Source organism: Planococcus massiliensis (assembly GCF_000821325.1).
Classification (GTDB): Bacteria; Bacillota; Bacilli; order Bacillales_A; family Planococcaceae; genus Planococcus; species Planococcus ruber.
Genome location: NZ_CCXS01000001.1, coordinates 342861 through 368674 on the forward strand (window position 1 = coordinate 342861; position 25814 = coordinate 368674).

At 47.7% G+C, this 25814-nt stretch carries 33 protein-coding genes and 1 riboswitch; of the genes, 26 read left to right on the forward strand and 7 right to left on the reverse strand.

Features of this window, described 5'->3' with window-relative positions:
• Nucleotides 1–156: 156 nt before the first annotated feature.
• The 14 genes from BN1080_RS01720 (at nucleotide 157) to BN1080_RS01780 (ending at nucleotide 10808) form a co-directional block, all read left to right on the forward strand.
• Complete coding sequence (locus BN1080_RS01720; protein ID WP_052654318.1) at nucleotides 157–1365, forward strand: CaiB/BaiF CoA transferase family protein; 1209 nt, start codon at nucleotides 157–159, stop codon at nucleotides 1363–1365.
• A 19-nt stretch (nucleotides 1366–1384) separates the two neighbouring features.
• A complete protein-coding gene (gene leuC, locus BN1080_RS01725; RefSeq protein ID WP_052649947.1) occupies nucleotides 1385–2803 on the forward strand; it encodes a 3-isopropylmalate dehydratase large subunit in 1419 nt (472 codons plus the stop codon).
• A 3-nt stretch (nucleotides 2804–2806) separates the two neighbouring features.
• Complete coding sequence (leuD, locus tag BN1080_RS01730; protein WP_052649949.1) at nucleotides 2807–3409, forward strand: 3-isopropylmalate dehydratase small subunit; 603 nt, start codon at nucleotides 2807–2809, stop codon at nucleotides 3407–3409.
• A 58-nt stretch (nucleotides 3410–3467) separates the two neighbouring features.
• The gene (locus tag BN1080_RS01735) at nucleotides 3468–3725 is read left to right on the forward strand and encodes a hypothetical protein (protein ID WP_052649951.1); all 258 of its coding nucleotides are present in this window, start codon (nucleotides 3468–3470) and stop codon (nucleotides 3723–3725) included.
• Nucleotides 3722–5224, forward strand: coding sequence for a sodium:solute symporter family protein (locus tag BN1080_RS01740; RefSeq protein WP_052649953.1), 1503 nt, complete (start codon nucleotides 3722–3724; stop codon nucleotides 5222–5224). The genes BN1080_RS01735 and BN1080_RS01740 overlap by 4 nt, the downstream gene beginning before the upstream one ends.
• Before the next feature lie 46 nt (nucleotides 5225–5270).
• The gene (locus tag BN1080_RS01745; protein WP_052649954.1) at nucleotides 5271–6515 is read left to right on the forward strand and encodes an MFS transporter; all 1245 of its coding nucleotides are present in this window, start codon (nucleotides 5271–5273) and stop codon (nucleotides 6513–6515) included.
• A gap of 33 nt (nucleotides 6516–6548) precedes the next feature.
• Nucleotides 6549–7151, forward strand: coding sequence for a flavin reductase family protein (locus BN1080_RS01750; protein ID WP_052649956.1), 603 nt, complete (start codon nucleotides 6549–6551; stop codon nucleotides 7149–7151).
• 117 nt (nucleotides 7152–7268) lie between these two features.
• On the forward strand, nucleotides 7269–7592 hold the full coding sequence (locus BN1080_RS01755; protein ID WP_052649958.1) for a PadR family transcriptional regulator: 324 nt from the start codon (nucleotides 7269–7271) through the stop codon (nucleotides 7590–7592).
• Nucleotides 7579–8178, forward strand: coding sequence for a DUF2812 domain-containing protein (locus BN1080_RS01760; protein ID WP_052649960.1), 600 nt, complete (start codon nucleotides 7579–7581; stop codon nucleotides 8176–8178). Before BN1080_RS01755 ends, BN1080_RS01760 begins: the two co-directional genes overlap by 14 nt.
• Before the next feature lie 125 nt (nucleotides 8179–8303).
• Nucleotides 8304–8654 (forward strand): hypothetical protein, encoded by a 351-nt coding sequence (locus BN1080_RS01765; protein ID WP_052649962.1) that lies wholly within the window; start codon nucleotides 8304–8306, stop codon nucleotides 8652–8654.
• Nucleotides 8655–8816: 162 nt separating this feature from the next.
• Nucleotides 8817–9272 (forward strand): inner membrane protein YiaA, encoded by a 456-nt coding sequence (gene yiaA, locus BN1080_RS01770; protein WP_052654320.1) that lies wholly within the window; start codon nucleotides 8817–8819, stop codon nucleotides 9270–9272.
• 57 nt (nucleotides 9273–9329) lie between these two features.
• Entirely contained in the window at nucleotides 9330–9548 is a 219-nt protein-coding gene (locus BN1080_RS17130; RefSeq protein ID WP_199876574.1) for a hypothetical protein, read from the forward strand.
• 122 nt (nucleotides 9549–9670) lie between these two features.
• Nucleotides 9671–10165, forward strand: a complete 495-nt coding sequence (locus BN1080_RS01775; RefSeq protein WP_052649964.1) for an RNA polymerase sigma factor — start codon at nucleotides 9671–9673, stop codon at nucleotides 10163–10165.
• On the forward strand, nucleotides 10152–10808 hold the full coding sequence (locus tag BN1080_RS01780; RefSeq protein ID WP_052649966.1) for a zf-HC2 domain-containing protein: 657 nt from the start codon (nucleotides 10152–10154) through the stop codon (nucleotides 10806–10808). Before BN1080_RS01775 ends, BN1080_RS01780 begins: the two co-directional genes overlap by 14 nt.
• Nucleotides 10809–10914: 106 nt before the next feature.
• Here BN1080_RS01780 and BN1080_RS01785 read toward each other — a convergent pair whose 3' ends face one another.
• The 5 genes from BN1080_RS01785 to BN1080_RS01805 all read right to left on the reverse strand — a co-directional run bounded on the left by BN1080_RS01785 (nucleotide 10915) and on the right by BN1080_RS01805 (nucleotide 15887).
• Nucleotides 10915–11370, reverse strand: coding sequence for a YehR family lipoprotein (locus BN1080_RS01785; RefSeq protein WP_052649968.1), 456 nt, complete (start codon nucleotides 11368–11370; stop codon nucleotides 10915–10917).
• Nucleotides 11371–11513: 143 nt separating this feature from the next.
• Nucleotides 11514–13829 carry an MMPL family transporter gene (locus tag BN1080_RS01790; RefSeq protein WP_052649970.1) on the reverse strand — a complete coding sequence of 772 codons (2316 nt, stop codon included), beginning with the start codon at nucleotides 13827–13829 and terminating at the stop codon, nucleotides 11514–11516.
• 34 nt (nucleotides 13830–13863) lie between these two features.
• Nucleotides 13864–14475 (reverse strand): TetR/AcrR family transcriptional regulator, encoded by a 612-nt coding sequence (locus BN1080_RS01795; protein WP_052649972.1) that lies wholly within the window; start codon nucleotides 14473–14475, stop codon nucleotides 13864–13866.
• Nucleotides 14476–14578: 103 nt separating this feature from the next.
• The gene (locus tag BN1080_RS01800; RefSeq protein WP_052649974.1) at nucleotides 14579–15376 is read right to left on the reverse strand and encodes a hypothetical protein; all 798 of its coding nucleotides are present in this window, start codon (nucleotides 15374–15376) and stop codon (nucleotides 14579–14581) included.
• Complete coding sequence (locus tag BN1080_RS01805) at nucleotides 15363–15887, reverse strand: RNA polymerase sigma factor (protein ID WP_052649976.1); 525 nt, start codon at nucleotides 15885–15887, stop codon at nucleotides 15363–15365. Before BN1080_RS01805 ends, BN1080_RS01800 begins: the two co-directional genes overlap by 14 nt.
• A 351-nt stretch (nucleotides 15888–16238) precedes the next feature.
• On the opposite strand from BN1080_RS01805, the gene BN1080_RS01810 reads away from it, so the two are divergent.
• From BN1080_RS01810 to BN1080_RS01845, 8 genes are all read left to right on the forward strand, one after another.
• Nucleotides 16239–16961 carry a hypothetical protein gene (locus BN1080_RS01810; RefSeq protein WP_052649978.1) on the forward strand — a complete coding sequence of 241 codons (723 nt, stop codon included), beginning with the start codon at nucleotides 16239–16241 and terminating at the stop codon, nucleotides 16959–16961.
• 15 nt (nucleotides 16962–16976) lie between these two features.
• Nucleotides 16977–17366: a GntR family transcriptional regulator gene (locus tag BN1080_RS01815; protein WP_052649980.1), complete on the forward strand. Its 390-nt coding sequence runs from the start codon at nucleotides 16977–16979 to the stop codon at nucleotides 17364–17366.
• Between the two features lie 3 nt (nucleotides 17367–17369).
• Complete coding sequence (locus BN1080_RS01820) at nucleotides 17370–18215, forward strand: ABC transporter ATP-binding protein (protein ID WP_052649982.1); 846 nt, start codon at nucleotides 17370–17372, stop codon at nucleotides 18213–18215.
• Between the two features lie 22 nt (nucleotides 18216–18237).
• On the forward strand, nucleotides 18238–19170 hold the full coding sequence (locus BN1080_RS01825; protein ID WP_052649984.1) for an ABC transporter ATP-binding protein: 933 nt from the start codon (nucleotides 18238–18240) through the stop codon (nucleotides 19168–19170).
• Nucleotides 19163–20374 carry an ABC transporter permease gene (locus BN1080_RS01830; protein ID WP_052649986.1) on the forward strand — a complete coding sequence of 404 codons (1212 nt, stop codon included), beginning with the start codon at nucleotides 19163–19165 and terminating at the stop codon, nucleotides 20372–20374. The genes BN1080_RS01825 and BN1080_RS01830 overlap by 8 nt, the downstream gene beginning before the upstream one ends.
• Before the next feature lie 70 nt (nucleotides 20375–20444).
• Nucleotides 20445–20546: riboswitch (SAM riboswitch) on the forward strand.
• A 95-nt stretch (nucleotides 20547–20641) separates the two neighbouring features.
• Entirely contained in the window at nucleotides 20642–21388 is a 747-nt protein-coding gene (locus BN1080_RS01835) for a cyclase family protein (protein WP_052649988.1), read from the forward strand.
• Between the two features lie 135 nt (nucleotides 21389–21523).
• Nucleotides 21524–21868 (forward strand): hypothetical protein, encoded by a 345-nt coding sequence (locus BN1080_RS01840; RefSeq protein WP_052649990.1) that lies wholly within the window; start codon nucleotides 21524–21526, stop codon nucleotides 21866–21868.
• A gap of 58 nt (nucleotides 21869–21926) precedes the next feature.
• Nucleotides 21927–22160 carry a hypothetical protein gene (locus BN1080_RS01845; protein WP_052649992.1) on the forward strand — a complete coding sequence of 78 codons (234 nt, stop codon included), beginning with the start codon at nucleotides 21927–21929 and terminating at the stop codon, nucleotides 22158–22160.
• Between the two features lie 67 nt (nucleotides 22161–22227).
• On the opposite strand, the gene BN1080_RS01850 is transcribed toward BN1080_RS01845, so the two are convergent.
• Nucleotides 22228–22674: a hypothetical protein gene (locus BN1080_RS01850; RefSeq protein ID WP_052649994.1), complete on the reverse strand. Its 447-nt coding sequence runs from the start codon at nucleotides 22672–22674 to the stop codon at nucleotides 22228–22230.
• A 203-nt stretch (nucleotides 22675–22877) separates the two neighbouring features.
• On the opposite strand from BN1080_RS01850, the gene BN1080_RS01855 reads away from it, so the two are divergent.
• The 4 genes from BN1080_RS01855 (at nucleotide 22878) to BN1080_RS01870 (ending at nucleotide 25046) form a co-directional block, all read left to right on the forward strand.
• Nucleotides 22878–23360 (forward strand): DUF2975 domain-containing protein, encoded by a 483-nt coding sequence (locus BN1080_RS01855; protein WP_052649996.1) that lies wholly within the window; start codon nucleotides 22878–22880, stop codon nucleotides 23358–23360.
• A gap of 9 nt (nucleotides 23361–23369) precedes the next feature.
• The gene (locus BN1080_RS01860) at nucleotides 23370–23591 is read left to right on the forward strand and encodes a helix-turn-helix domain-containing protein (RefSeq protein ID WP_052649998.1); all 222 of its coding nucleotides are present in this window, start codon (nucleotides 23370–23372) and stop codon (nucleotides 23589–23591) included.
• A 174-nt stretch (nucleotides 23592–23765) separates the two neighbouring features.
• On the forward strand, nucleotides 23766–24056 hold the full coding sequence (locus tag BN1080_RS01865; protein ID WP_052650000.1) for a hypothetical protein: 291 nt from the start codon (nucleotides 23766–23768) through the stop codon (nucleotides 24054–24056).
• A 303-nt stretch (nucleotides 24057–24359) separates the two neighbouring features.
• Complete coding sequence (locus BN1080_RS01870; protein WP_052650002.1) at nucleotides 24360–25046, forward strand: FusB/FusC family EF-G-binding protein; 687 nt, start codon at nucleotides 24360–24362, stop codon at nucleotides 25044–25046.
• A gap of 389 nt (nucleotides 25047–25435) precedes the next feature.
• Here BN1080_RS01870 and BN1080_RS01880 read toward each other — a convergent pair whose 3' ends face one another.
• Nucleotides 25436–25801 (reverse strand): hypothetical protein, encoded by a 366-nt coding sequence (locus BN1080_RS01880; protein ID WP_052650006.1) that lies wholly within the window; start codon nucleotides 25799–25801, stop codon nucleotides 25436–25438.
• Between the last annotated feature and the right edge of the window lie 13 nt (nucleotides 25802–25814).

The following is a 25814-nucleotide window of genomic DNA, read 5'->3' on the forward strand; positions in this document are numbered from 1 at the left end:
TCGATTTATAGAAGAGACAGGCAATTAAAAAAATGTTCTGCTTTCTAAATAATTGAGAAAGCGTTTCCACTTATTGAACTAAACCTGGAGGTGCAATAAATGAAAATTGAAAACGAAGAAGCCGTGTATGAAAATGCGAATCTGGGAACCGCCACTTTGGATGAAAAGCAGGAAAGAACACCATTAGAAGGGATTCGCGTCCTTGAGCTAGGGACGCTGCTGGCCGGACCTTTCACCGGCCGGATGCTCGGCGATTTCGGTGCTGAAATTATTAAGATTGAAGCACCGGACAAAGCGGACCCAATGAGGCAATGGGGCCAGCAAAAAGATGGGGAAGGGCTATGGTGGCCGATTCAATCCCGCAACAAGAAATCTGTGACGTTGAATCTCCGGACAGAAGAAGGGCAGGAGATTTTTAAGGAATTGGTCAAGGAAGCAGATATCATCATCGAAAATTTCCGGCCAGGAACGATGGAAAAGTGGAATCTTTCCTATGAAACACTATCCGAAATCAATCCGAAAATTATTATGACCAGAACTTCCGGCTATGGCCAAACGGGTCCATACCGCAAACGGGCAGGATTCGGGAGCGTCGGGGAAGCGATGGGCGGCATACGCCACGTGACGGGCTTCCCAGACCGTGCGCCTTCGCGAATCGGTGTATCAATCGGTGATACACTTGCTGCGCTGTTTGCGACGATCGGAACGCTGACCGCATTGAATGAGCGCCATTTCTCCGGAAAAGGGCAAATGGTTGACACAGCCATTTACGAATCGGTTTTCTCGGTTATGGAAAGTACGGTGCCGGATTATCTTTTAGCCGGCTATGTGCGTGAACGCATGGGCAATATCTTGCCAGGCGTTGCCCCTTCGAATATTTATTTGACGAAAGAAGGAACGTATATCGTCATCGGGGCCAATGCAGACGGCGTCTTCAAACGTCTATGTGAAGCGATGGGGCGTCCGGAGCTATTCGAAGACCCGCGCTACCGCACGCATCACGCGCGAAGCGAACACATGACGGAATTGGATCAATTGATCGAAGATTGGACGAAGACGCAGGATACCGCAGAGGTGCTTGAACTGCTTAGTGAAAAAGGTGTGCCATCTGGCCGCATTTATTCGGCTAAAGACATCGTCGAAGATCCGCATTATGCAGCACGGGACATGATCATCAAAACAGAGCACCCGGTTCTCGGTGAATTCCCAATGCCGGGCGTCGTTCCGAAGCTCAGCCGGACGCCGGGGAAAGTCCAGCATGTCGGGGCAGAAACCATTGGCAAAGACAATGCAGCCGTTTACGGAAAACTCCTGAATTTCGATGAAGATAAATTGAAAGAATTAAGGGATAACCAAATCATTTAAGTGAAAGAAGGGAGCCGTTATGGGCAAAACGCTTTATGAGAAAATTTGGGACCGCCATATTGTAGTGGAGCAGGAAGATCAGCCGGACATCATTTACATCGATCTTCACCTGATTCATGAAGTGACATCGCCGCAGGCCTTTGATGGCTTGCGGCTCGCAAACCGCCAAGTGCGCCGGCCCGACCGGACGCTGGCAACAATGGACCATGCAATTCCAACAACAGACCGCAGCCTTCCGTTTGAAGATGAAATTGCCGCAAAGCAAGTGGAAGCCTTGCGGAAAAACTGCCAGGTTTTCGGCATCGAACTTTTCGATCTCTTTAGCACAAAACAAGGGATTGTCCATATCATCGCACCGGAGTTGGGCTTGACGCAGCCGGGCCAGACCATAGTCTGCGGAGACAGCCATACGGCGACCCACGGGGCTTTCGGAACGCTTGCTTTTGGCATCGGCACGAGCGAAGTCGAGCATGTGCTTGCGACCCAGACGTTGAAGCAATACAAATCGAAGACAATGGCGGTCAATTTTAACGGAGAACTGCCGATCGGGGTGACAGCGAAAGATTTGATCCTCGCATTAATTGGACAGTACGGACATGATTTTGCTACGGGCTATGTGCTGGAATATCGGGGAGAAGCGATTCGCAACTTAACGATGGAAGAACGGATGACGGTCTGCAATATGTCCATTGAAATTGGGGCCAGAGCCGGGCTGATAGCACCGGACGAAACGACTTTCAAGTATTTGGAAGGGAAAGAATACGCGCCTAGAGGCGAAGAATGGCAGGAGGCACTGGAAGACTGGAGAGAACTTAAGAGCGATAAAGATGCTCAGTTTGACCGGATCGTCGACTTTGATTGTTCGGTGATTGAGCCGCAAGTCACTTGGGGAACCAATCCAGGGCTAGTAGCAAGCGTGAACGCCGCGGTTCCAGGGCCGGAGGAAGTGCCGGAAGAAAAGCGCCGAATGGTGGAAAGCGCCCTTGCTTATATGGACCTGGCTCCAGGAACGGCGATCAAAGACATCGAAATCAATACGGTCTTTATCGGCTCCTGTACGAATGGCCGAATCCAGGATCTCAGAGAAGCGGCGAAAGTCGTGAACGGCTATCAAGTGGCAGACGGGGTTCGAGCGCTGGTGGTTCCGGGTTCCCAGTCTGTGAAGCAGCAGGCGGAATCGGAAGGGCTCGCGAAAATCTTTACCGATGCTGGATTTGAATGGCGCGAAGCAGGGTGCAGCATGTGCCTTGGGATGAATCCGGATATTGCAAAGCCCGGCGACCGCATCGCGTCGACATCGAACCGTAATTTCGAAGGGCGGCAGGGAAGAGATTCAAAATCGCATTTGGTCAGTCCGTCCATGGCGGCAGCTGCGGCCATCGAAGGCCGTTTTGTGGACGTCCGGCAATGGCCGATCAAAATCGGGGAGGGTGTGTAACCTATGGAAGCTTTTAAAACCCATCAAGGCATAGTGGCTCCGCTTGACCGTGCCAATATTGACACCGATGCCATCATTCCGAAGCAATTCCTGAAGCGCATTGAAAGGAGCGGCTATGGAGAGTTCCTGTTTTATGACTGGCGCTACACGAGTGAAGAACAGGAAAATCCGGAGTTTCTATTGAACCAGGAACCCTATCGTAACGCGAGTGTTCTCTTGACGCGTGAAAATTTCGGCTGCGGTTCTTCCCGTGAACATGCTCCGTGGGCGATCGAGGATTTTGGTTTTCGGGTGATCATTGCGCCGTCATTTGCAGATATCTTCTATAACAATTGCTTTAAGAATGGGATTCTTCCGCTGCAGCTGCCAGCAGAAGAGGTAGAAGAGCTTTTCAGCAAGACGGCTGAAGATCCAGGCTATCAGCTGACCATAAATCTGGAGCAGCAGCGGATCATGGACAGCCAAGGCTATGAGAGAGAATTCGAAGTGGATGAATACAGGCGTGAAATGCTACTGAAAGGTTTGGACGAAATCTCAGCGACTATCCAATTTGAAACCCAAATCGCTGATTTTGAACGCACTCATAAAATTTATTATTCAAGGTGACAAGCGGCCGGTCTACTGAGCAGCAAAAATAACAGCATTTACAAAAAGGAGCTTTTATATGGACAATAAATCAATCAAAGAGCCGATCCGCAAAAAATGGATCTGGATTGTATTGGTCTTGATCGTGCTGGGCAATGTCCCTTGGTATATGCCGGCTGGATCGTATGAACCCCTGATTTTGGGGATTCCGTACTGGGCATGGATCATTATTGGATTTTCACTGCTTTTATGCGGCTACTTGAGCTGGGCGACACTGAAGCAGTGGAATATTGTGGAAGACGCCGAAGAGGCAGAGAAAAGGGGGGAAGCTGAATGACTGATTTAACCTTTGCGGGCATAGATGGAGTTTTGATTTTATCTGCCTATGCCGTCATTATGCTGGTCATCGGGTATTTCTCCGGCCGAGGCGATAAGACGCTTCATGACAGCATGAGCAATTATTACCTGGCTGGGAAAAATCTTGGGTTTGTTGCATTGTTCTTCACTTTGTATGCGACGCAATATAGCGGAAATACAATTATCGGCTATGCGCCAACGGCTTATCGCACCGGTTTTGCCTGGCTGCAGTCCATTACGTTTATGACGATTATTATCGGTGTTTATTTATTGTTTGCACCGCGGCTTTATGTCGTATCGAAAAAACTCAACTTCATTACACCGGCTGACTGGATCACTTACCGTTTCAAATCGAAAGCGGTAACGATTCTGGCAGTTCTGCTGATGCTATGGGGGCTTGGCAACTACTTGCTTGAACAGCTGGTGGCCATTGGCCAAGCGGCTTCAAGTTTAACTGGAGGCACGATTCCTTATCAAGTGGCTGTTATTGCTTTCGTCCTTGTCATGCTGATCTATGAATGGCTCGGCGGCATGAAAGCGGTTGCTTTCACAGATGTCATGCAAGGTTTGGTGCTGATGGTCGGGATTGTGGTGTTCCTCGGGGGTGCGCTCTACCTTGTCGGAGGGAACTTCACTTCCGCCACGGAATTTATAGCGAATACGGAACCGGCGAAGCTCGGCGTGCCGGAAATGATGACTTCCGTCAACTGGCTAAGTATGATTCTCCTGGTCGGATTTGGCGCTGCCATTTATCCGCATGCAGTCCAGCGGATCTTCGCGGCAGAAAGTGAGCGTACATTGAAGCGTTCATTCTCACGCATGGCTTGGATGCCGCCGATTACGACAGGCTTGGTATTTGTCATCGGGATTTTAGGGATTGCACTGATTCCGAATTTGAACGAAGCGGGATCGGAACAATTAGTCGGGCTGATGGCCAATGAAATTGCCGGCATCAACGGCTTCTTCTATTGGGTGATGATCATCTTCTTCGGGGCAATTGTTGCCGCTATTGTATCAACAGCCGATTCTGTGCTGCTGAGCTTTTCATCGATTGTTTCCAATGATATCTACAGCCGCTTCATCAATCCGAACGCCCCGGAGCGCAAAAAAGTGATGGTCGGAAAAGTGACCGGCGTCCTTGCTGTCGGTGTGCTTTTATGGATTGCCTGGTATCCGCCGGCGACCCTGTATGAAATTTTTGTCCTGAAATTCGAATTGCTCGTTCAAGTATTCCCGGCATTTGTCTTAGGGCTTTACTGGAAACGCATGGCTGCGCAGCCGGTGTTCTGGGGAATGCTTGCAGGGGCAGTGATTGCGGGCGTCCTGACTTGGACCGGACATAAAACGGTATTTGGCATCCATGGCGGCGTCATCGGGCTTGCTGCGAACTTCTTGATTGCAGTCGCTGGTTCGTACCTAGTGACAGTTGAAGCGACAGAAGAGGAAAAAGAAGAACTGAAGAAAATCGACTTGGCATAAAACAGGGCAGCCCCTTGCTTTATGTCAGTAAAAGAGATGAACTTACATGGATAAAACCATTTTACAAAATAACTCAATAGTGAATATCAACCCGTGGCGCATGCTGACCTGGCTGCTGATTGCCCAAATCATGGTGGCTTTCGTCGGCAGAAGCCTTGCGCCGCTCGGAGTGCTGATCGGAGAAGACCTGAGTTTAACAAAAGCGCAGATTGGCATGCTTCCGGCAGCATTATTTTTAGGGCAGTCTTTCGTATCGATTCCGGCCGGCTTTATCGTCGACCGGATCGGTTCAAAAAAGCTGCTCTTTCTTTTGTCTCTGTGCCTCGGCTTATCTTTTATCCTGATGACAGTTACTTCACTGTATGCGATTGTACTGTTCATGGTGGTGCTCGGCGGAATGGGCTATGGAACGATGCATCCGACATCGAATAAAGGCATTCTTCACTGGTTTTCAGAAAAGCGGGGAACAGCGATGGGGATTAAACAGATGGGCGTCACCCTTGGCTCGGCACTTGCAGCGCTACTGATGTTGCCAGCAGCGGTTGCTTGGGGCTGGCGGCCAGTTTTACTCATGGCCTGTGGATTATTGATCTTCACTGGACTGCTTGCCTACCGTTTCTATCACGATCCTCCTGAAAAAAATGGGGTAACTAGTGAGAAGCCGGCAAGGCTATTTGCTTCAATCCTTCAAATGTTCAAAGAGAAGCCGCTTCTGCTCGTCAGCATTGCAGCAATGGGATTAAGCGGCAGCCAGCTCATTTTAAACACATATATTGTCTTGTTCGCTTATGAACATATCGGAATTTCGCTGGTCCTTGCGGGAATGCTGCTGGTCATTTCAGAAGTCAGCGGGTCGTTTGGCCGGGTTGCTTGGGGAATGATCAGTGATAATCTTTTTAAAGGGAAGCGAATCATCGTCTTGGTCATTATCGCCGCTATATCGATACTCCTGTCCATCGCAATCAGCCAGCTTCCAGTCGGCACCCCGTTTTGGGTGATGGTGCCGATTACAATTCTGTTCGGTTTCTGCATTTCCGGCTTTAATGGCATCTGGATGAACGCGGCGACAGAACTGGTGCCGATCGAGCGCGCGGGAATTGCGAGCGGCTTCAGTCTGACACTCGGCTCATGGGGCGTCATCGTCGGACCGCCACTATTTGGCTATATCGTTGATAAAACAGGGACTTTTACATTCGGCTGGCTGTTTCTTGCAGGAATGCTGGCAGTAGTGGTAGCGTTATTAATAACCGCCATGTCCATTGTTAAAAAAGAAATGCGGCTAGATAATTGATTGCAACGAAAGATTGGTCTGGGAGGAATTCAAATGGATGTCGACTTACGAAAAATTGATACGCAGCAAGCCTATAAACTGATGTCAGGTTCGGTCGTTCCGCGGCCGATTGCCTGGGTTTCCAGTATGGATGCAGAAGGGGAGCTGAACCTCGCACCGTTCAGCTTCTTTACCGTGGCCTCAAGAAATCCGCCGATGCTGTGCATCTCCATCGGGCCGGGAGTTGGCGAACGCCTGGGCACGGTCAAAGATACGCTTGAGAATATCCGGCAGCAAAAGCAATACGTCATCAACCTCGTCAATATGGACCTCGCCAATGAAATGCACGAAAGCGCCAAAAACTTTCCGAAGGATGTGGATGAGTTTGCAGCGGCTGGCGTGACGCCGGTTGCGAGCACGTCGGTTTCCGTTCCGCGTGTCGGGGAAGCGCCGATTTCGTTCGAGCTGGAACTCGACCGCATCATCGAACTCGGCAGCGACCATCTCATCCTCGGGAAAGTTGTCCACTATCACATCAAGGACGAATACTACCTCGGCAATTACAAAGTCGACCTCGACAAATTGAAGCCGCTCGGCCGCATTGCGCATCAATACAGTGAAATGCATGGATTTTTCAGTTTGCCGCGGGAAAAATAAAAGATTTTCACTTGCAGAAGGCCCTCTTTTTGAGGGTCTTTTTTATATACAGTTGACCTATATAGTTTAACTGTATATAATGAAACTATATAGTTAAACTGTATAGGAGATGGGAAAATGAAAAGGCATAAACTGCTTCCGTTAACGGAAACGATGCATTATATTTTATTGGCCGTCAGAGAACCCCTTCACGGATATGCCATTATGCAAGAAGTGGAAGAGATGAGCAATGGGCAGGTCCGAATTGCGGCTGGCACGTTGTACGGGGCAATTGAAAATCTGTTGAAATACCAATTGATCGAACTTTTGCCTGGGGAAGACTCGAGACGAAAAGTCTACCGGATTACGGATGAAGGCATGGAGATTTTGGCGATTGAACAAGCACGGCTGCAGCATATTCTTTCTCTTTATGAAGGGAGACCGCATCATGAAAAAGTTTAAATTATTCATGGATATTCAAAAAGAAGAAGATTGGTTGAACGGCATGGTGAAAAAAGGATGGTTGTGCAAGCACGTCAGCGCCTGGGGAATCTACGATTTCGAAAAAACGGCTTCTGCAGAACAAGTCATCCGCATTGACTACCCGACGTTTCGGACAAGCGATGCTAAAAAACGCTACATCGAGTTGTATGAAGACTACGGCTGGCAGCACCTCGGCGGCAACTGGCTGCACTACTGGCTCAAACCGGCTGATGGAAGAGACGAACTGTTTTCAGACCACACATCGCAAAAAGCATATCTGCGCCGGCTGCTCGAGTATTACGGTTCGATTGGCTTCGTTCTCTTGGTCATCGCCTTTTCGGTTTTGAACAATGGCTCCTATTCGAAGAGTTTAAAAGGCGCCTATTTGACTCCGGGGCTATGGGAGAAGGAAGGAAGCGAATTTCTGTCCGCTTTTCTTTTCGAAACGCCTTTTGCCTTGATGAGATTCGGCATGCCCTGGCTGCTGCTAGGTTGGGGCATCGCGTTTATCCTGGTATATTCGAAATACCACAAAAAAGCGAAAGAATTGGATAAGACGACGTAAATTCAATCGATTTGGATGCGAGGAGGAAAGCTTGGCTTTCCTTCTTTTTTTTGTAAGAAATAAAAAGGAGAATTCTGTAAAATACTCTATAATAAAAGAAAGAGAAGCGAGAAAAGGGGAGTTCCATGATACAAAACGCTTTTTCGATTTTATTGAATGTCGCGGTTCTTGTGTTTTTGCTCGCTACGTTCTACTGGGGCTATGATTTTCTAATAGCCACACGTTTGCTGATGGTCGCTTTCATGGTTGTGTACCTCATTGCCGAGTTGCGGAAGAAGCACATATCGATTAGCAAGCCTGCGTTCACGACCGTCAGTGTGCTCTTTCTCCTGATGTTAACCGGCACTATTGTGTTCGACCATTACTGGTTTCCGAGTTCTGCAAGCAGCCGGGATTTCTTGATCCCGGTATCTGCACTTGTGCTTTTGAAGCTGCTGCAACAGGATTTGCGCACGGAAAACCGGAAGAGCGAATGAGCAGACGCTGACGAAAATATTCTTGAATGGATAGTTATTTGAATTGTCTAACTGTGATAAAATGGAGCTATTCACAGGGGAGAAAATGGTAGAAGAGAAAATAGATTGCTGGATTTTTCCAATATCACAACCAATCTGCTGCAAACGAAAGGGGTTCTGGACATGCTAGGGGATAAAGAAGAAGAGTTAGTAAGAGAAAAGCCAAGAGAGCCGCGCCGCCTCGGCGAACCGACAGGCGCTTTTAAAGGGGCTGCGTGGGGGGCTTTGCTGATCGGTGCGTCCTCGTATTTGATTGGCTTATACAATGCCTCGATGGAGCTGAACGAAAAAGGCTATTACATTGCGTTATTGATCCTCGGGCTCTATTCGGCCGTATCGCTCCAGAAGGCGGTCCGGGACCGTGATGAAGGCATCCGGGTCACGAACCTGTATTATGGCATCAGCTGGTTTGCGCTGATTGCCGCAATTGCCCTCATGGCAATCGGCCTGTTCAATGCGGGAAGCATCATTTTGAGCGAAAAAGGCTTTTACGGCATTTCGTTCGTCTTGAGTTTATTCGCAGTCGTCACGGTGCAGAAGAACGTCCGGGACACCGAAGAAGCAAATCAGGATAAATAAACAAACGCCTAACTGTTTCGATGGTTAGGCGTTTTTCATCAAAGCGGGGTGAACAAGATGGGTGAACGATTTGAAATGAGTTTCCGGAACATCGAATTTCGGGCATGGTGCTATATCATGCTGCCGTGCATAATTGCAGCTCTTTTGGTCGTCTGGTATATGGACTACCGATACCAATATTTTGGCGCATTCATTGTTTTGCTTGGTTGGGTGATCTATTACAGTTGGCGGTATGTACATAGGAAAAAACGCAAAGAAGAAAGGAGTCGCTCATAAGGGCCGACTCTTTTTTTTGCGGATTCTTTTATTCCACCGAAATGAAGCGATTCAAAAAAAGATAAAAAAGTTGTAACAAAATCCGGATTCGGGAGTTGTATAAACGAGGAGGTGAAAAGGGGATGGACTTTGAGGAAATCTATCGCCGCTATTTTAAAGAAGTTTTTTTGTACATCCGATCATTCAGCCGCAATGAAAAAGTGGCGGAAGAAATGACGCAAGAGACTTTTTTTAAGACCTTAAAGACTATTGAACGGTTTGATGGATCCCAGGATATTCGGGCATGGCTTTTTGCTATTGCTAAAAATACATACTTTTCGCATTACAAAAACCAGAAAAGGCAAACCGACTTAGAAGGAATCGAAGAACCAAGCACAGGAATTCACATAGTGAAGCACTTAATGGATAAGGACGATGCGTTTATCGTCCATCAATTTCTTCACACGATGGAAGAGCCGTACAAAGAAGTGTTTTCCTTGCGGACGTTCGGCGAACTGCCATTTGAGAAAATCGGAATTCTATTTGGGAAAAGTGCAGGCTGGGCGCGCGTGACTTTTCACAGAGCCCGAAAACAAATTAGAAAATACATGGAGGAGATGGACCGTGAAAGAAGTTAAATGCACAATCATCCAAGATATACTGCCTCTCTATGTCGACGAGGTAATCGGCCCGGATACAAAAGAAATGGTGGAAGACCATTTGCAGCATTGCCTAAGCTGCCAACAGGAACTTGAGTCGATGAAGCGCGACCTGATCCTGCCAGCGGAAAACAATGCTGCACCGCTCCAAACCATCCACAGAAAATGGCGCAATAAAAAATGGATGATTTCCCTGGCTTCCGTGTTAACTACCGCCATTCTCTTAGCAGGGGTATTTTCATACGCGTTGTATTATGAAAGCGTCATTCCGTATTCGGGGGATCTCGTTCAAATCGAAGGCGAAGGCGGCGAATTGGTTGCCCGTTACTACGGCAAGAGCTATGCGACAGTTTATGAAACCCACCCAATGCTCCTTGAAGTGGACGGGGAAAGCAAAAATGTCAGCTTTATCTACTATACGAAAACCATGGTGGACGGACCAAGCCGCAACTTGATCAACACCGAGAAAACGTCTAACGAAAATGGATACACTTTTAACATTGTCGAAAGCGAAAAAGTTGATGCAGTTTATTACGCTCATTACGACATAGAAGATATAACAGAAGGCGAAGATTCATGGGAGTCCGTTCTAAAGCGCGCTGACTTGATTTGGGAAAAGTAGGATCAGGCTGGTTCGGGAGACCGATTTAGCAGAACTGAAAAATAGGAAGAGAAAAAGCCCAAACACTGCTTTTGCTCTTCCTATTTTGTTTGCCGAGTCCAGTTTGTTATTCCACTTCTTTAAAGCCTTGGCTTTCCAGGATTTCAAGGGATTTTTCCATGCTGACGCCGTTGTCTTTCGGGTCATCGCTGAAAGACATCCCCGGCAAATTTTCGATTTCGTCAAAATCGACTGTTTCATAATCGATTTCCATTGTTTCCACTGCCTGATCTTCCTCATATTCCATTTGATGCGTGATGCCTTCGATGCCTTGGAATTCCCCGATCAACGGATCAAACAGCTCCCGTGCCTGATCTTTCGATTCGATTCCGGCTAAATCATACTGAATCAGGTTTTCCGTCGATTGCTTTGTCACTTTGTCGCCTTCTGTGGTGTAGACCATCGTCGTTACGATGCCGTTATTCTCCATTTCAAATGTCCGGGTCGATGCCTCTTCTCCGCCGCATGCAGCTAAGAACAGCGTTAAGGCCAGCAGCCCGATTGCCCCTTTAAACTTTTTCATTCGTGCACCCCTTATTCCGTCATATTTTTTCCATTTTTAGAATATGTATTACATTTTTAACCATACCACCCTCCCCAAAAAGTTAAACGGACGGCCGCTGCCAAAAAAACTGCCGGGAAATTTTCCGGCAGCTTGAAAGTTCTTTATAGGAGATTTTCTTGAACGGTATTCGTTTTCGCTTTTTCTTCCTGTTCCAGTTCCTGGAGCAGTTTTTCTCCTTCAATATCCAGGTCCGGCAAAATCTTATCAAGCCATTTCGGCAGCCACCAGATTTTGTCGCCGAACATCGACATGACAGCCGGCACGAAAATCATCCGAATCAGGAAGGCATCGACCAGAATGCCGAAGGCCAAGGCGAAGCCGATCTGTTTGATCATGATGTCGTCCGTGAAAATGAAGCCGGAGAACACCGAAACCATGATCAAGGCCGCAGCCACGACCACTTTGCTTGCGGTCTTGTAGCCGTTGACGATGGCGTGGTTGCCTTTTTCGCCATGGATATAAGCTTCACGCATGGAAGAGACAAGGAATACTTGATAGTCCATGGCGAGGCCGTACAGAATGCCTGTCACCATAATCGGGATAAAGCTCAAGAGCGGGCCGCCCGTATCGATTCCGAATATGGAACCGAGCCAGCCCCACTGGAACACGGCAGTCGTTGCACCGAATGTCGCCATGATGCTGAGCAGGAAGCCTGCTGTCGCTTTGATCGGGATAAGGATCGAGCGGAAGACGACAAGCAAGATCACGAGGGACAAGACGACGATGATCGCAATATAGATCGGGAACACTTCGGCCAGTTTCTCGGAAATGTCGATATTGATGGCCGTCAATCCGGTCACGCCGATTTCCGTGTTCGTGTTTTCAGTAGTCGCTGCATCTGTCCGCAGGTCTTCAACCAATTCTTTGGTTGCTTCATCCGTCGGACCGTTTTTCGGAATGATGGAGATGATGGCAATGGTGCCGTCTTCGCTAAATCCGCCCGGGGAGACTTCCGCTATGGCTTCCTGCTGTGAAATGTTGGACAGCAGCTGGAAATATTCCTGCGGATCCACCGGATTTGCGTCTTTATCTTTGGCAACGACGAGGAGCGGTCCGTTAAAGCCTTCTCCGAAGCTGTCTGAAATAATGTCATAGCTTTGTCTCGCCGGCGTATCTTTGTTGGAGCTGGCGCCGGACGGCATGCCCAGGTTCATCTGTGCAACCGGAACCGCGAGCGTTCCAAGAACTGCAATGACCAGCAAAACCGCTACCCATTTAGCTTTCAGAAGGCCGGTGATCCATCCTTGCGCAAAGCTTGGTTTGGAAGAGGCTGCTGTCTGTTGTTTGTTTCTTGTTTTCTTCGAAACGATTCGTTCGCCGATCAATCCGAGCAATGCCGGAAGGAGCGTCAAAGCGACAAGTACGTCGATCAAAACGGTCAGTGCAGCGACAAGCGCCATGCTGCTTAGGAAGCCGATTCCGATGACCAATAATCCGCTGAGCGCGATGATGACCGTCAGGCCGGCAAAGAAGACTGCGCTGCCTGCTGTACCGGTTGCCCGTGCCGCTGCTTCTTTTGCGGTTAGGTTCTTCGACATGATCAGATTGCGCTGGCGGTTAACGATGAACAAGGCATAGTCGATTCCGACGGCTAACCCGATCATAAGGGCCAGTACCGGAGTCAAACTGTTGATCTCGAACAGATTCGACAATGCGAACGTGCCGCCGACACCGACGCCGACCCCGATCAAAGCGACGACGAGCGGCAAACCGGCAGCGATCAATGAGCCGAGTGTGACAACAAGAATGATGCCGGCGATTGCCAAGCCGATGATTTCGTGCGTGCCGCCGATCGGAATATCGACCCCTTGCAGCGTTCCGGTCGGGATGACCGTGATGGAAGAGCCTTCTTCAGCGATATCCGCTGCATCACCCAGCTCTTCGCGTTCCGCTTCGCTTAAATCTTCCACGGTTTTCGTCAGTTGGAACTGGAATAACGCAATGGTTCCGTCCTCGGAAATCTGGACACCGGGAACCGGCATATCCTGGATGACGAGGGGACGGTGAGCGGCTTCAGGCGTCTGCAGCTGACTCAACATGCCCTGCAATTCCTGCATCTGCGCCATGGCTTCCGGGTCCTGAAGCATCTCCATCGGATTCACGACATGGTCCAATCCGTAAATTTCGTTGACCGCCATGGCCAGCGCCTGTGCGTTTGCAGGGTCGTCGATGGCCTGTCCTTCAGGCACTTCAAAAAGGTAGCTGCCCTGGCCGCCTGAGGCTGCCGGGTATTCTTCTGCGAGCTCGTCCAGCACGTCCTGTGCGGCGGTCCCGTCAATTCTAGTTTCACTGCTTGTGCTCACGCCATTCGTTACGATGGCGGTGATGATGATTCCTAAAATGAGCAGCCAGCCAGCAATGAAAAGCCAAGGCTTGCTGTAAGCTGTTTTTCCGATGCTGTAAAAAAATCTCGACACGTGTGCAACTCCGTTCTTTCTTGGTTTGGTTAGTTCAATTGAATCCTTTTCGCAAATGAGTAAAGACGGTATCCATGTAGTCATTGAACTCATTGCTGGTTTCGCTTTGTTCTTCGCCATCCGGCAGATTTACATCGAATCTCTCATCGAGAACGGGCAAGAGTGCGCCAAACACAGCGCCTATCAGGATGGGGTAATATTCCTCCGGGTAATCGCTGCCGTATTCCTCGCTGATGCCGCTGACGGCAAAATCCTGCATTTCCTTTAATGCGCCGGTCACATAGAGCCGGAGCGCCGGATGGGTCTGTGACAGGGAAATCAGCTGATTCAACCGCTTCAGTTTGTTGATCGTGAAACTGCGCCGGATGAAAATCTCAATGGTGCCCAAGGGCGTATGGTCCTTCGGAGAAAATTCGAACGGGCCTTCCGGCTGAAAGTAATCATCCAGGCTCAAGGAATTCGCAATCGCTTCTTCTTTGCAGGAAAAGTAATTGGCGAATGTCCGGCGGGAATAGCCGGCCTTCGAAACAATGTCTTCCACTACAAAACCATCGACTCCGCGCTCGATTGCGAGGGTAAAGGCTGCTTCAGCCAATGCTTTCCGCGTCGCTATTTTCTTTTTATCGCGCAAACTGCTTTCTGCCATTTCGTCACCTCTTTAAAAGTTACGTTAAAGTTATATCACGAAAATGCACAAAGGGCAATTTTTCCCTTTGTGCATTTTTTGTGAACATAAAGAGGATGTTCATTCAATAAATATCTTCGTTTATGGCTGTAAGCAAGCCATCCCTATCTAGAAATTGCAGCTTTTCAATTTTTCCTTCTTCAGAGGCGAGGGCTTCACCCTCGAACGAATACGGTTGCACTTCGCCATTGGCGTTTTTGTAGTCCACTTGGAAAGTGAATTGATACATTTTCAGATTGTGTTCGTTCTGGCTGATTTTAATCTCCGAAGCTGTTAGGTCGTAGTTGCCATCAAAACCACTGTACATAAAAGCAGGCGTGGCATTTAAAAATTTATCAAAGCCATTTTCTGTGAAATAAGAGGCATACGTCTCCGTCATATAGTCCATATAATTTTTCCATACCGGTGTTTCCTGGAGCGCATCGAACTCTTCTTGAGTTGTGGCATTACTTTGAGCTTCCATAGCAGCTTCTGATAAGGCAATGTATGCCTCGTCTGGCCCGCTGAATTCTTTTTCAATAACGGCTTGAATGGTTTCTTTGCTCGTTTCGGCGTCTACCGCTTCACTTCCTGATAAGGCTGGTTCTTCCTCCGCATTATTTCCCGTCGTGCCTCCGCTATCTTCTTGAAGAATGCTTTGCGAAAGGAAAAGAATTCCGGCTACTAAAAGAATCGAGCACAGTACGAGACTGGAGGTGAATTTCAAGCCATTGAATAATCGGATTCTAGATTCCTGCTTATCCAGGTTCGATAAAATTTGGGAGTGCAGTCTTGTTTTTTGGTTCTGGCTCCAAATGATATCCTGATCCAATTGTTTCAACTGATTGTCTAATGCAGTTTGAGTCCCATCAGTTTTTTTCATGGATGATTCCCTCCTTGTTCAACTGTTTTTCCAATGCGGAAAGGGCACGGGAAAGCGTGTTTTTTACTTTGCTCTCTGACCAATTTAAAATTTCGCCAGTCTCCTGGATATTGAACTCCCTTATTTTCCTCAAGACAATGACTTCCCGGTACGGGGCTTTCAGCTGGCCTAAGGCATCATAAAGTTCGGTGGAATTCTCCTTGATCTCTACGATGCCTTCAGGTGCCGAGTTCGCGTTTTTCCCGAGCAGCACGAGCTCTTTTAAGAGCTCCAAAGGCTTTTGCTTTCGAATAAAATCAATAGTGACATTATGTGCAATCCGAAAAAGCCAGGTTTTCGGTTTTGCTTTTCGTTCAAAGCTGTCATAAGACCGGAATGCTTTGATAAACGTTTCTTGTGTTAAATCTTCCGCTTGTTGATGATCGCGGACCATCAGTAAGATATACCTGAAGACCGAGTCAGCGTGCTGTTGATACCACTCAGTGATTTCGACTTTTCTTTCGTTGGCCAAGGAATCTCGCCCCCTAATTTATCTTTCTACTTGTTAGACGCAATCAAAAATCAAAAGTCGTGTTTTTGGAAATTTATTTTATTCTTTTAGCATATTAGCAAATTATACAAGAAGAGTAAGTATGCATACGAAACTTCTTTTTGGAGGCGGGTGGATATTTTACAAACAATATCGCAGCTTTCCATAGTTGAATAAACGAAGCCTCCAGGAAAAAGTCTCATTTCTGGAGGGTTTTATGGTACCTAATAAGTTTTCAAACTATTTTATACAATCTGTTGACAGTTCCCAAAAAGATTTGTTACTGTGTATATGAGTATAAACAGTATAACAGTTAAAAAGGAGTGTTTATAAATGAGTGAATGGAAACAGGCTTCTCGGCTGGCAGCTTTTGAACTGAAAGCCTCGATGAAAAGTTTGATCACGATTTTTGTTTTCTATATCGCCATGGCGCTGATCGTCATGGCAACGTTTGACCTTTACCTAGATGGTGAGTTTCAGTTTTTTGATCTCTTGTTCTTGGTGATTTTCTTCCTGTTCCCAGCTTGGATGAAGAGCAAGGAATTCCAGATGCAGAAGCTGGACGGGGATTTATGGACAGCGCCGTCGATCGTCATGCTGCAGCAGCTTCCCATCCCAAAAGATGTCATCATCAAAAGCCGATTTGTCGTCCATGCCGTTTGTTCGTTTCCGTTTCAGCTGCTTTTGCTGATCAGTTTGCCGCTGATGTCGGAGAATTTCAGGAACCTGATGACACCGGTCACTTATATCGCTTTCGTGCTGATCTGGTTCGCGCTGTCGATTGCGGTCGGCTTCATCATGGCCGCAAGTGAAGCAGGCGGCAATTTTAAAACACGCGCAATCGTAAAGTCGTTCATTTACATGATTGCCGGCATCTCAGCTGTCTACGGACTGATTTACTGGTTCGCGGGCAACGGCTTTGTGAGCTGGACCATGACACTGGCAACGGACTGGACATGGCTATCCGTAATTGCAGCGATTGCCTTGAGTGTCGCCGGCTGGAAATACTGGCAGGCGGATATGCGGAAAATGATCAAGAAAACGGATTACCTGTGAGAGGGGGACTGGAGTTTGCTGCCGATACGTTTATCCAAAGATTCTCGTGAACCCATTTACCATCAAATTGAAAAGCAGCTGAAAGCCTTGATTGCAGGCGGCCATCTCGCTGCCGGAACGCCGCTTCCTTCGATCCGGGCGCTGTCGAAAGACCTGGAAATCAGCGTCATCACGATACGCCGCGCCTATCAGGACTTGGAAGCGCAGGGCTTTATCGAAACAGCCCACGGCAAAGGGACGTTCGTAAAAGAAATCCAAGGAACCGTGAAAGAAGAAACGATGACGGCTTCGGTCCGGGCGGAATTCGAGCGGGCCATCCAAAATGCCATGGACTACGATTACACGGCCGGTGAAATCAAAGCGGTTTTTGAAGAGATTCTGGAAAAACTCGGAAAAGGGGAATGACAGATGCCAGCATGGATCGAAATAAAAGACGCCAGAAAGAAAGTGGACGATTTTCAGCTGGGTCCGGTAAACCTTGAAATCGAAGCGGGCACCATCACAGCACTCGTCGGGAACAACGGCTCCGGCAAAAGCACATTGCTGAAGCTGCTAATGAACCTCGCCAGCATGGACGGAGGAGCAATTCGCATCCTCGGCAAACCGGTTGACGGCGGAGACGAAAGCTGGAAACGGCACATCACGTTTCAGCCGCAAAAACAGGTCGGCTGGAACGCCTATACCGGAAATGAATTGAAAAACCTGATTGCACCGCTGTATTTGAAATGGGACGACAAGCTTTTTGAACACATCATCCGGCTCTTTGATATCCCGCTCGATAAGCGCTTCGGCAAATTATCGCCCGGCATGCAGCAGAAGCTCAGCTTAGCACTCGCTTTGCCGCGCAAAACGGATATTTTGATCTTAGACGAGCCGACCGCATCGCTCGACATCCCGTCAAAAAAGCAGTTCATGGATTTGCTGGTCGATTGGATGGAGCCGGAAGACCGTGCCGTCGTCTTGACGACGCATCAGGCGGACGATTTGCGGAAACTCGCAGATTACCTGTTTCTCATGCAAGACGGACAAGGCGTCGGCCTGTATGAAAAAGACCGACTGGTTGCGAGCTACCGCCGCTACTGGCTCACGGAAATGCCGGATGGAGCGGTGCCGGGAGAACTTTCCCGTGATGGGCGCCAGCTGATCAGCGAGAACCCTGACGCAACAGAACAGTTTATCGTGGCGCAAAACATACAGGTCCTCGATGACCAAGCACTGGAATTGGAAGACATCATCAGCCTGCTGCTGAAATAACAATCCCGAAAGGATGAAGAACATGGAGACGATGCTCGCCGTAGAAGGTTTAGGCAAATCATTCAAAGACAAACAGATCATCCGAAACATCTCATTTGAAGTGAAAAAAGGGGAAATCATGGCGCTGCTCGGACCGAACGGGGCCGGCAAATCGACGACGATCCGCAACATCATGGGCATCATGTACCCGGACGCGGGGTCAATCACATTCCACAACAGCAAAAATAAAGAAATCCCGCGCAATAAAATCGGCTATTTGCCGGAAGAGCGCGGTCTTTATAAAAACGTCAACGTCATGGACATCCTCCTGTATCTCGCAGAGTTGAAAGACTATCCGAAAAACCGCGCAAAAGAACGCGCACTCGAGTATTTAAAAAAGTTCGGGCTTGAAGGAAAAGACAAAGTCGCCGTGGAAGAACTGTCAAAAGGGATGGGCCAGAAAGTGCAGTTTATCGCATCGATTCTCCATGAACCGGAGCTTCTGATCCTCGATGAGCCGTTTTCAGGGCTTGACCCGGTCAGCCAGGAGCTGTTCAAGGAAGAGATTCGCTCGCTCGCTGAAGGAGGCACAGCAATTCTCTTGTCTTCGCACCAGATGAATCTGGTCGAAGAAATGGCTGACCGTCTGTTTTTAATCCATCGTGGAACGAAAGTAATCTACGGGACGCTCAGCGAAGTGAAAAGGGAATACGCCAATTTCAAATGCACGATCAACGGCGTGAACAGCCGGAGCCTGCTCGAAGGCTTGCCGGAAGTGGAGCGGGTCGAACAGAACGGGGAAATCGCGGTGCTGTATCTGTCACGGAATGTACAGCCGGCCGTCTGGCTGAAGAATCTGCCGGCGGAACTAGACATCCAAGAACTGTCGATCGACCGCATCTCGCTGCACGAAATCTTCATCGACATCGCCACTGACAAGAATCTTTTGAAGGAAGCGGGTGAAGCACATGCGTAACACGATGAAAGTCGCCAAATGGGAAATCAAACGCAATATGAAAAGCAAATCGTTCATCATCGGCTTGTTTCTGACACCAATCATTTTCCTGGCCTTCTTCTTGCTGCCGGACCTGTTCCGTTCAGACGACGAACCGGCCGCAACGAAAGTCTACGTCAACGACGAGCTTGGAGTCTACGAACAATTGGAAGCCGCTGCAGCTTCAACCGAATGGCAGCTGGAAGAAACGCAAATCGCCGAATCGGAAGCGGAAGCGGCGCTTGAAGCAGAAGAAGAAGATGCCGCATACGTCTTTATCAACGAACAGTCGGTTGAAAACGGCAAAGTCACGGTCTATACAAACGAAGAGACCGATTCCGGTTTCATGGAGGAAGTCCAAGTGCTGAGCGGTCCGCTGCAGATGATGCAGATCGAACAGCTTGGATTGACGCCGGAAGAAGCGGGAATGGTCGCGCAGGGCATCGTCTTTGAAGACGCTTCCGTTGAAGCGGAAGAAGGCGGACTGTTCAGCGAAGGGATGCTCGAACGAATCATTCCAGGCGCTTTCGCCGCTGTCGTCATGCTGTCGATCGTCTTCACGGGTATGGCGATTTTCCAAAGCGCGTCTCAGGAGAAGAAAGACAAAATCGCCGAAATCATCTTGTCGTCTTTGACGCCGGCTGATTTGATGCAAGGCAAGATCATTGGCTATTTCGTCCTCGGCATTATCCAGCTGATCGTCTATATCACGATCATCCTGCCGGTGCTGCTGTGGAAAATTGATATGCCAATCATGGAATACTTGCTCGTGCCGGAACTGGCCGTCTTGCTGTTGATTGCAGTGCTCGGCTATCTCTTGTATGCTGCACTGTTTGTCGGCATCGGCGCCACCATGGCCGACATCTCGACCGCCGGAAACTTCCAGGGCCTTGTCATGATGCTGCCGTTCAGTCCGTTCCTGTTCATCGGTCCGGTATTCAGCGACCCGAGCGGATTCTGGGCACAGCTCGGAAGCTACATCCCGTTCACATCACCGGGAGTCTTGATCTTGCGCCTATCGCTCCTTGAAGAATGGCCATGGGTGGAAATCGGCATCGCTGTCGCCATTCTTGCCATCAGTGTCTGGGTCTTCATGAAGCTTGCCGGAAAAGTTTTCAAGACCGGAATTCTCATGTACGGCAAGAACGCAACACCGGGCGAAATCTGGAAATGGATTCGCGCTTAAAAAGAATTCGAAATAGATTGACTTTTCACTTGGCCGATTGTAGGATTATGGATAACTAATTGAATATACTTTCTTATCAAGAGAGGTGGAGGGATTTGGCCCTATGAAGCCTCAGCAACAGACTGCAAAGTACTGTGCTAATTCCAAAAGCGTTCAAGCTTGAAGATAAGAAGAGAACTTTGACCTTCATCTGCCAAACCCTCTTCTTAATCCAGGAAGAGGGTTTTTAGTTGCCCTCTATCCACAAACCCCAAGGAGGAATCTACCATGCCCATCAAAACACTCGAAACGATCGAAGCCATCAATTTGCTGAAACAGAAGACCTGGGTCGACTTGACTCACGCGTTCGGACCCGACTCGCCACATTTCTCAGCATTTGAAGATGCAAAATTCGATACGCTTTTCAATCACGACGACGGCTTCTTTGCCCAGCGCTTTACATTTCCCGGGCAATACGGAACGCATCTTGATGCACCAATCCATTTTGTCCGCGATGCCCGCTATCTTCACGAACTGGGGCTGAAGGAACTCGTTCTTCCACTCGTCGTCATCGACAAATCGAAAGAAGCAGAAGCAGACCCTGACTATACGTTAGGGGTTGATGGCATTGAAGCGTTCGAAGCCGAACACGGCAAAATCGAAGCCGACACGTTCGTCGCGCTGCGCACGGATTGGAGCAAACGCTGGCCGGACAAGGAAGCCTTCGACAATAAAGACGAAGAAGGCAATAGCCATGCACCCGGCTGGTCCGTTGACGCATTGAAATTCCTTTTTGAACAACGGGGCGTACGGGCAGTCGGCCATGAAACCTTCGACACTGACTCCGCCATCGACTATCGCAAAAACGGTGCTTTACTCGGAGAATATTATGTACTTGACCAAGACACGTATCAAGTCGAGCTGCTCGCGAATCTCGACCAGCTGCCGGCGAAAGGGGCCGTAATTTTCAATATCGTCCCGAAAGCAGACAAAGCTTCCGGCTTTCCGGTGCGTTCGTTTGCAATCTTGCCGTAAGAAATAGAATCTTTGACAACAGACAGTGTATCCATGCTGTCTGTTTTTGAATCTGGACAAATGAAAGCGCTCTTACATCTTCTAATGTTTTCAATTATAATAAGATTATTCTGAAACATAGGAGGGGTTTCATAGATGAATCCGAGTGAGACTTGGCAGTACATTTTAACGAAGGCAAACAGCAGGTCATTTGAAATCCCTACAACGCCGCAAAATAAACGAATACCTAAATGGTTTTCTGTATCAAGAAATGCTGATTACATTATAGTCGCTAATGCCAAAACAAATACGCCGAGTGTAAGTCTGAAGAATGAAAGACGTATTACTTTCGGTGATTTTGAATCGATCTTCGATTATTATGAAATCCGAAAAAATGGAGCAAAAGGAATCAGCAAAGAAGTAGCTGCAAAATCCATGAATTCTGCCTATATCTTTGCATTGATTGATGATGCATATAAAACAGCTGCGATTTCAATTTGATTTTTTAGCTGGACAAAAATGTTTCCATATTCCATAACAAACGAAAAGGGGTGACGGGATGGGAAACAAGAGCCATGGTTTAAAGCACGGCTGGACATTCATTGCACACAAATCCTATAAGATTTTTTCAAACGCCAATGCCTATGTCGTCATTGACTACGAGAACGACATCGTCCTCCAGTTTGCTGTCACAGATGCCGACCTGGAAATCATCACCGCCAACTGGGGCCTTAACTTTAAAATTATACTGGGATTCAAGACGATTAAGATTTTGGATTTCCCGGAAGAGTGATTCGAGTGAAAATAAAATTTGTATGAAAACGCCTGACACATTGCTGTCAGGCGTTTCTTTTTGGATGTTAGTCATAAATCGACAGTTTCCCGGCATACTGCGCGCTTCCGCGGTCGGTCCGGAGGTTCACTTCGATTAAGTAATCGCCCGTTGTATCAGGCAAAGTAAATGCCAGATCTTCGACTTCAACCGCTGTTTCTTCGCCGCCATGCCACAAACGGACACTTAAACTTTGAAAATCAAAATCGCCGTGATCAAAGAGCAGATCCACCGTTTCGCCCGCCGCAAAGCGCATTTCCGGCTGCTTAGCGGCAAACGCCGAGAAGTCCTCCACTTCTTTATCGATCCGTTTATTTTCCGGCCCCAGCCAATCGATGTTCGCTTCCGCGAGTTTATCCCATTCGACAGGCGCACTGCTAGAAAGAGTGATGCCTGGCGGCGTAAAATCGTAGTTCTCTCCGATGCAGCCGGCCAAACAAATGAGCAGCATCAGGCAAATTGCCAATCGTTTCATCTCGCACCCCGATTCTTCACGTTCTTCTTGCTAATCTAGACCGCTTCCTTCGCGTAAAGGTTTCCATTCGCGGGATCAAGCGGGCAGGGATGGAGAGAGAAACTAAAATTTCGGCTAACAAATTACGCTAAACGACATTTATTTATTGATTTACGATAAATAATATGCTAAATTCAATGTAATAACAAACGAGTGAGGTGTTTTTGATGAAACGGGAAACAATCTTTTTGAAGCTGGTCATCGTCCTGATGGCGCTGCCGGCCATTGCCATCTCTATTTTCGTGGTGCCGCCGATGACCGGTTTCGTCGGCGAAATCCTGCCGAAATGGGAATTCTTGAAATACGTTTTCATGCTGACATTGTACGGATCGGCCATCGCTTATTTTGCAGCGCTCTACCAAACACTGAAGCTTCTCGGGTATATTGATAAAGGCATCGCTTTTTCGGAACGCTCGGTAAAGGCGCTGAAGAACATCAAATACTGTGCGCTGGCCATTACGGTGCTGTTCATTCTGAACTTGCCGATCATCCTGTATACAGCGGAAGTGGATGATGCACCGGGCCTTGGGGGCCTCGGGATGATCATCACGTTCGGAGCGATCGTCATTGCGGTTTTTGCTGCGGTGCTCCAAAAGCTGCTGCAGAATGCCATCGATATCAAATCTGAAAACGATTTAACTGTGTGAGGTGCAACTATGGCGATTATTATCAATATTGACGTGATGCTGGCCAAACGGAAAATGAGTGTGACGGAACTGTCGGAACGGGTGGGCATCACCATGGCCAACCTGTCGATCCTGAAAAACGGCAAAGCGAAAGCGGTACGCCTGTCGACTCTCGACGCCATCTGCAAGGCGCTGGACTGCCAGCCGGGCGATGTGCTCGAGTACCGGGAAGACGATGCAATTGAAAAATAAGAAAATGTGGTATTTTTAATTTAAGAGGGAGAGCCTGAAATACAGTAGGCTCTCTTTTTGTGTGAAAAAATATATCTTAGAAAAATAGAATTACCAAAATTTAGAATTATAGGTTAAAGTGTATTTAGAGAAGATTGAAGCAAATAAAAAATGTAAGAAATTGAGGAGATAGAAATGAGAAAAGAAGAGTTTATAAACTGGATGGAAGAAGCGACTAGTTTGGGACCATCTACTATTAGAAGTTACGCAGGAGCAATAAATACAGTTTCTAAAGGTTTAAAAAAATATAATCATTTGTCTGGAACTCTTTATAATCTAAATAATCCTACAGAATTCGAAACACTAACGATTAAATATTTTTCGATTCAGGAATTTATTGATAAAGATAGCAGAGGAAATAAAATGTACAGTAATGCTCTAAAATACTATAAAAGGTTTTTAGTTGATAAAGAAAAATCTAGATAGATGGAAATTCTGTTTAAATGGAAGTAGTCTTATTCTATTTTTATCGAAACTGGCTCAATGGAAAAAAGGGGAATTTTGAAGTATGATGAAAGAGCAGTGAATACACCTGCTCCAAAGGATGTGATATCAGATGGCAATGAATCGATTGTCAGCGTCAGCAAAAACTCATGCAAAGCCTGGTATACGGAATGGCGAAACTTTGCGTGGGGCAAGAAGTACGGACTAATTCGCCTGCAGATGTGTCATGAACTATACACGGCTTCCTTATAGCATTTATCCAAAAACCCATAAGGAGTGGCTCGAATGATACACGTAAAAGAAAACAACGATAAAATCGGAACAAACGACAACCGTCCGGAACCGTTCATCCGGAACGACCAATATAATTTCATCAAGGACCAGACGCAGATTCTCGTGAACGGACAGGCAACCGGCAACGACGCCGAAGTGCTGAACGTCCTTCGCCACTTGGCGCATGAAAAAGTCTTCAAGCTGTTCCCGTCGCTTGACGCCGAGCAGAAAGCGGTCTTGAATCCGCTCGCTTCGGTCAAGGAAACCGCAGATGCGGAAATTTTCCTGGAACAACTATCCCCTTATGTCATCCCGTTCAAAAACGTGACCGACCAAGGCTTGAAGAAACTGTTCCCGAAAGCGAAAAAGCTGAAAGGGCCGAAACTCGACACCGTCGATTTCAAGAAACGCTCGTACCTCAGCTGGATTGAAAGCTCGACGCTTATGTACATGGTACTTGAAAAAGACGGCCGCTTCGAAGCGGTCCATGGCAGCTTCACCCGCAGCGCCAAACGCGGCATTTGCTCGATCTGCAACCGCCACAGCGAAGTCGGCATGTTCACCGCCAAAACGAAAGGGTCCAGCCAGGACAATTTCGTCAAACGCGGCAACTACGTCTGCCAAGACAACGAAGTCTGCAACAGCAACATCAATACATTGGAGCGCCTGCACGAATTCGCGGAGCGCCTTCAGAAATAGAAAAATGAAAAACGGCTTTCCAGGAGACTGGAGAGCCGTTTTTTTTATGTAGATTACCCTTTCTTCCACGAATAGGGCTTTTTTGACCAATTATAGAGACTTAAAAACAAAAACAGAATGATACAAGAGGCGGCCAGAATACTTAAATTTTCGCCCCACTGGATCTCGCTGTCTGAGAAAAATTGCTTAATCGTTAAAACGAGAAAGAAAATCACCGGAAAAGAAAAATAAGACAACTGATTTTTTTTCATCTTTCTAACCTCTTTTCTAGAATGCGGCGAACTGCATTGAATTAGCTAAAGAAAATTACGCTCCTTCTTGCTAGTTAATAATCTGATTCCACCTATATTTTTCCATAACGAACTGGTTAACGCAAACATCCGCATAAATCAACCATCGAAATAGTCGTCAATCGCTTCAATCGCCAGTTTCACGGATTTGATCCGCCGTTCCAAAAGCGTCTTTTGCGGACTACCGTCTTTCGATTTGGCATAGGACCTTTCAATAGAAGGAATAAGGCCTGACAGAACTTCTCGGGATTCCCTGATCTCCTGCGGACTGCAATCGAAAGGCTGTTCATGCCAAACGTTTTCAAGAATCGCTAAACCAATCTTCAAAGCGTTCAGCCGCTTTTCGAGCAAGGCTGTATTGGCTCCTTTTTCGGTCATCTGCGCCAAAGCTGTTTCGCATTTGCGGATGGTGGACTCGAAAGATCGGATTGATTCAGTTTGTTGGGCAAGGGTCGCCGACTCCATCTAGTAAAACCTC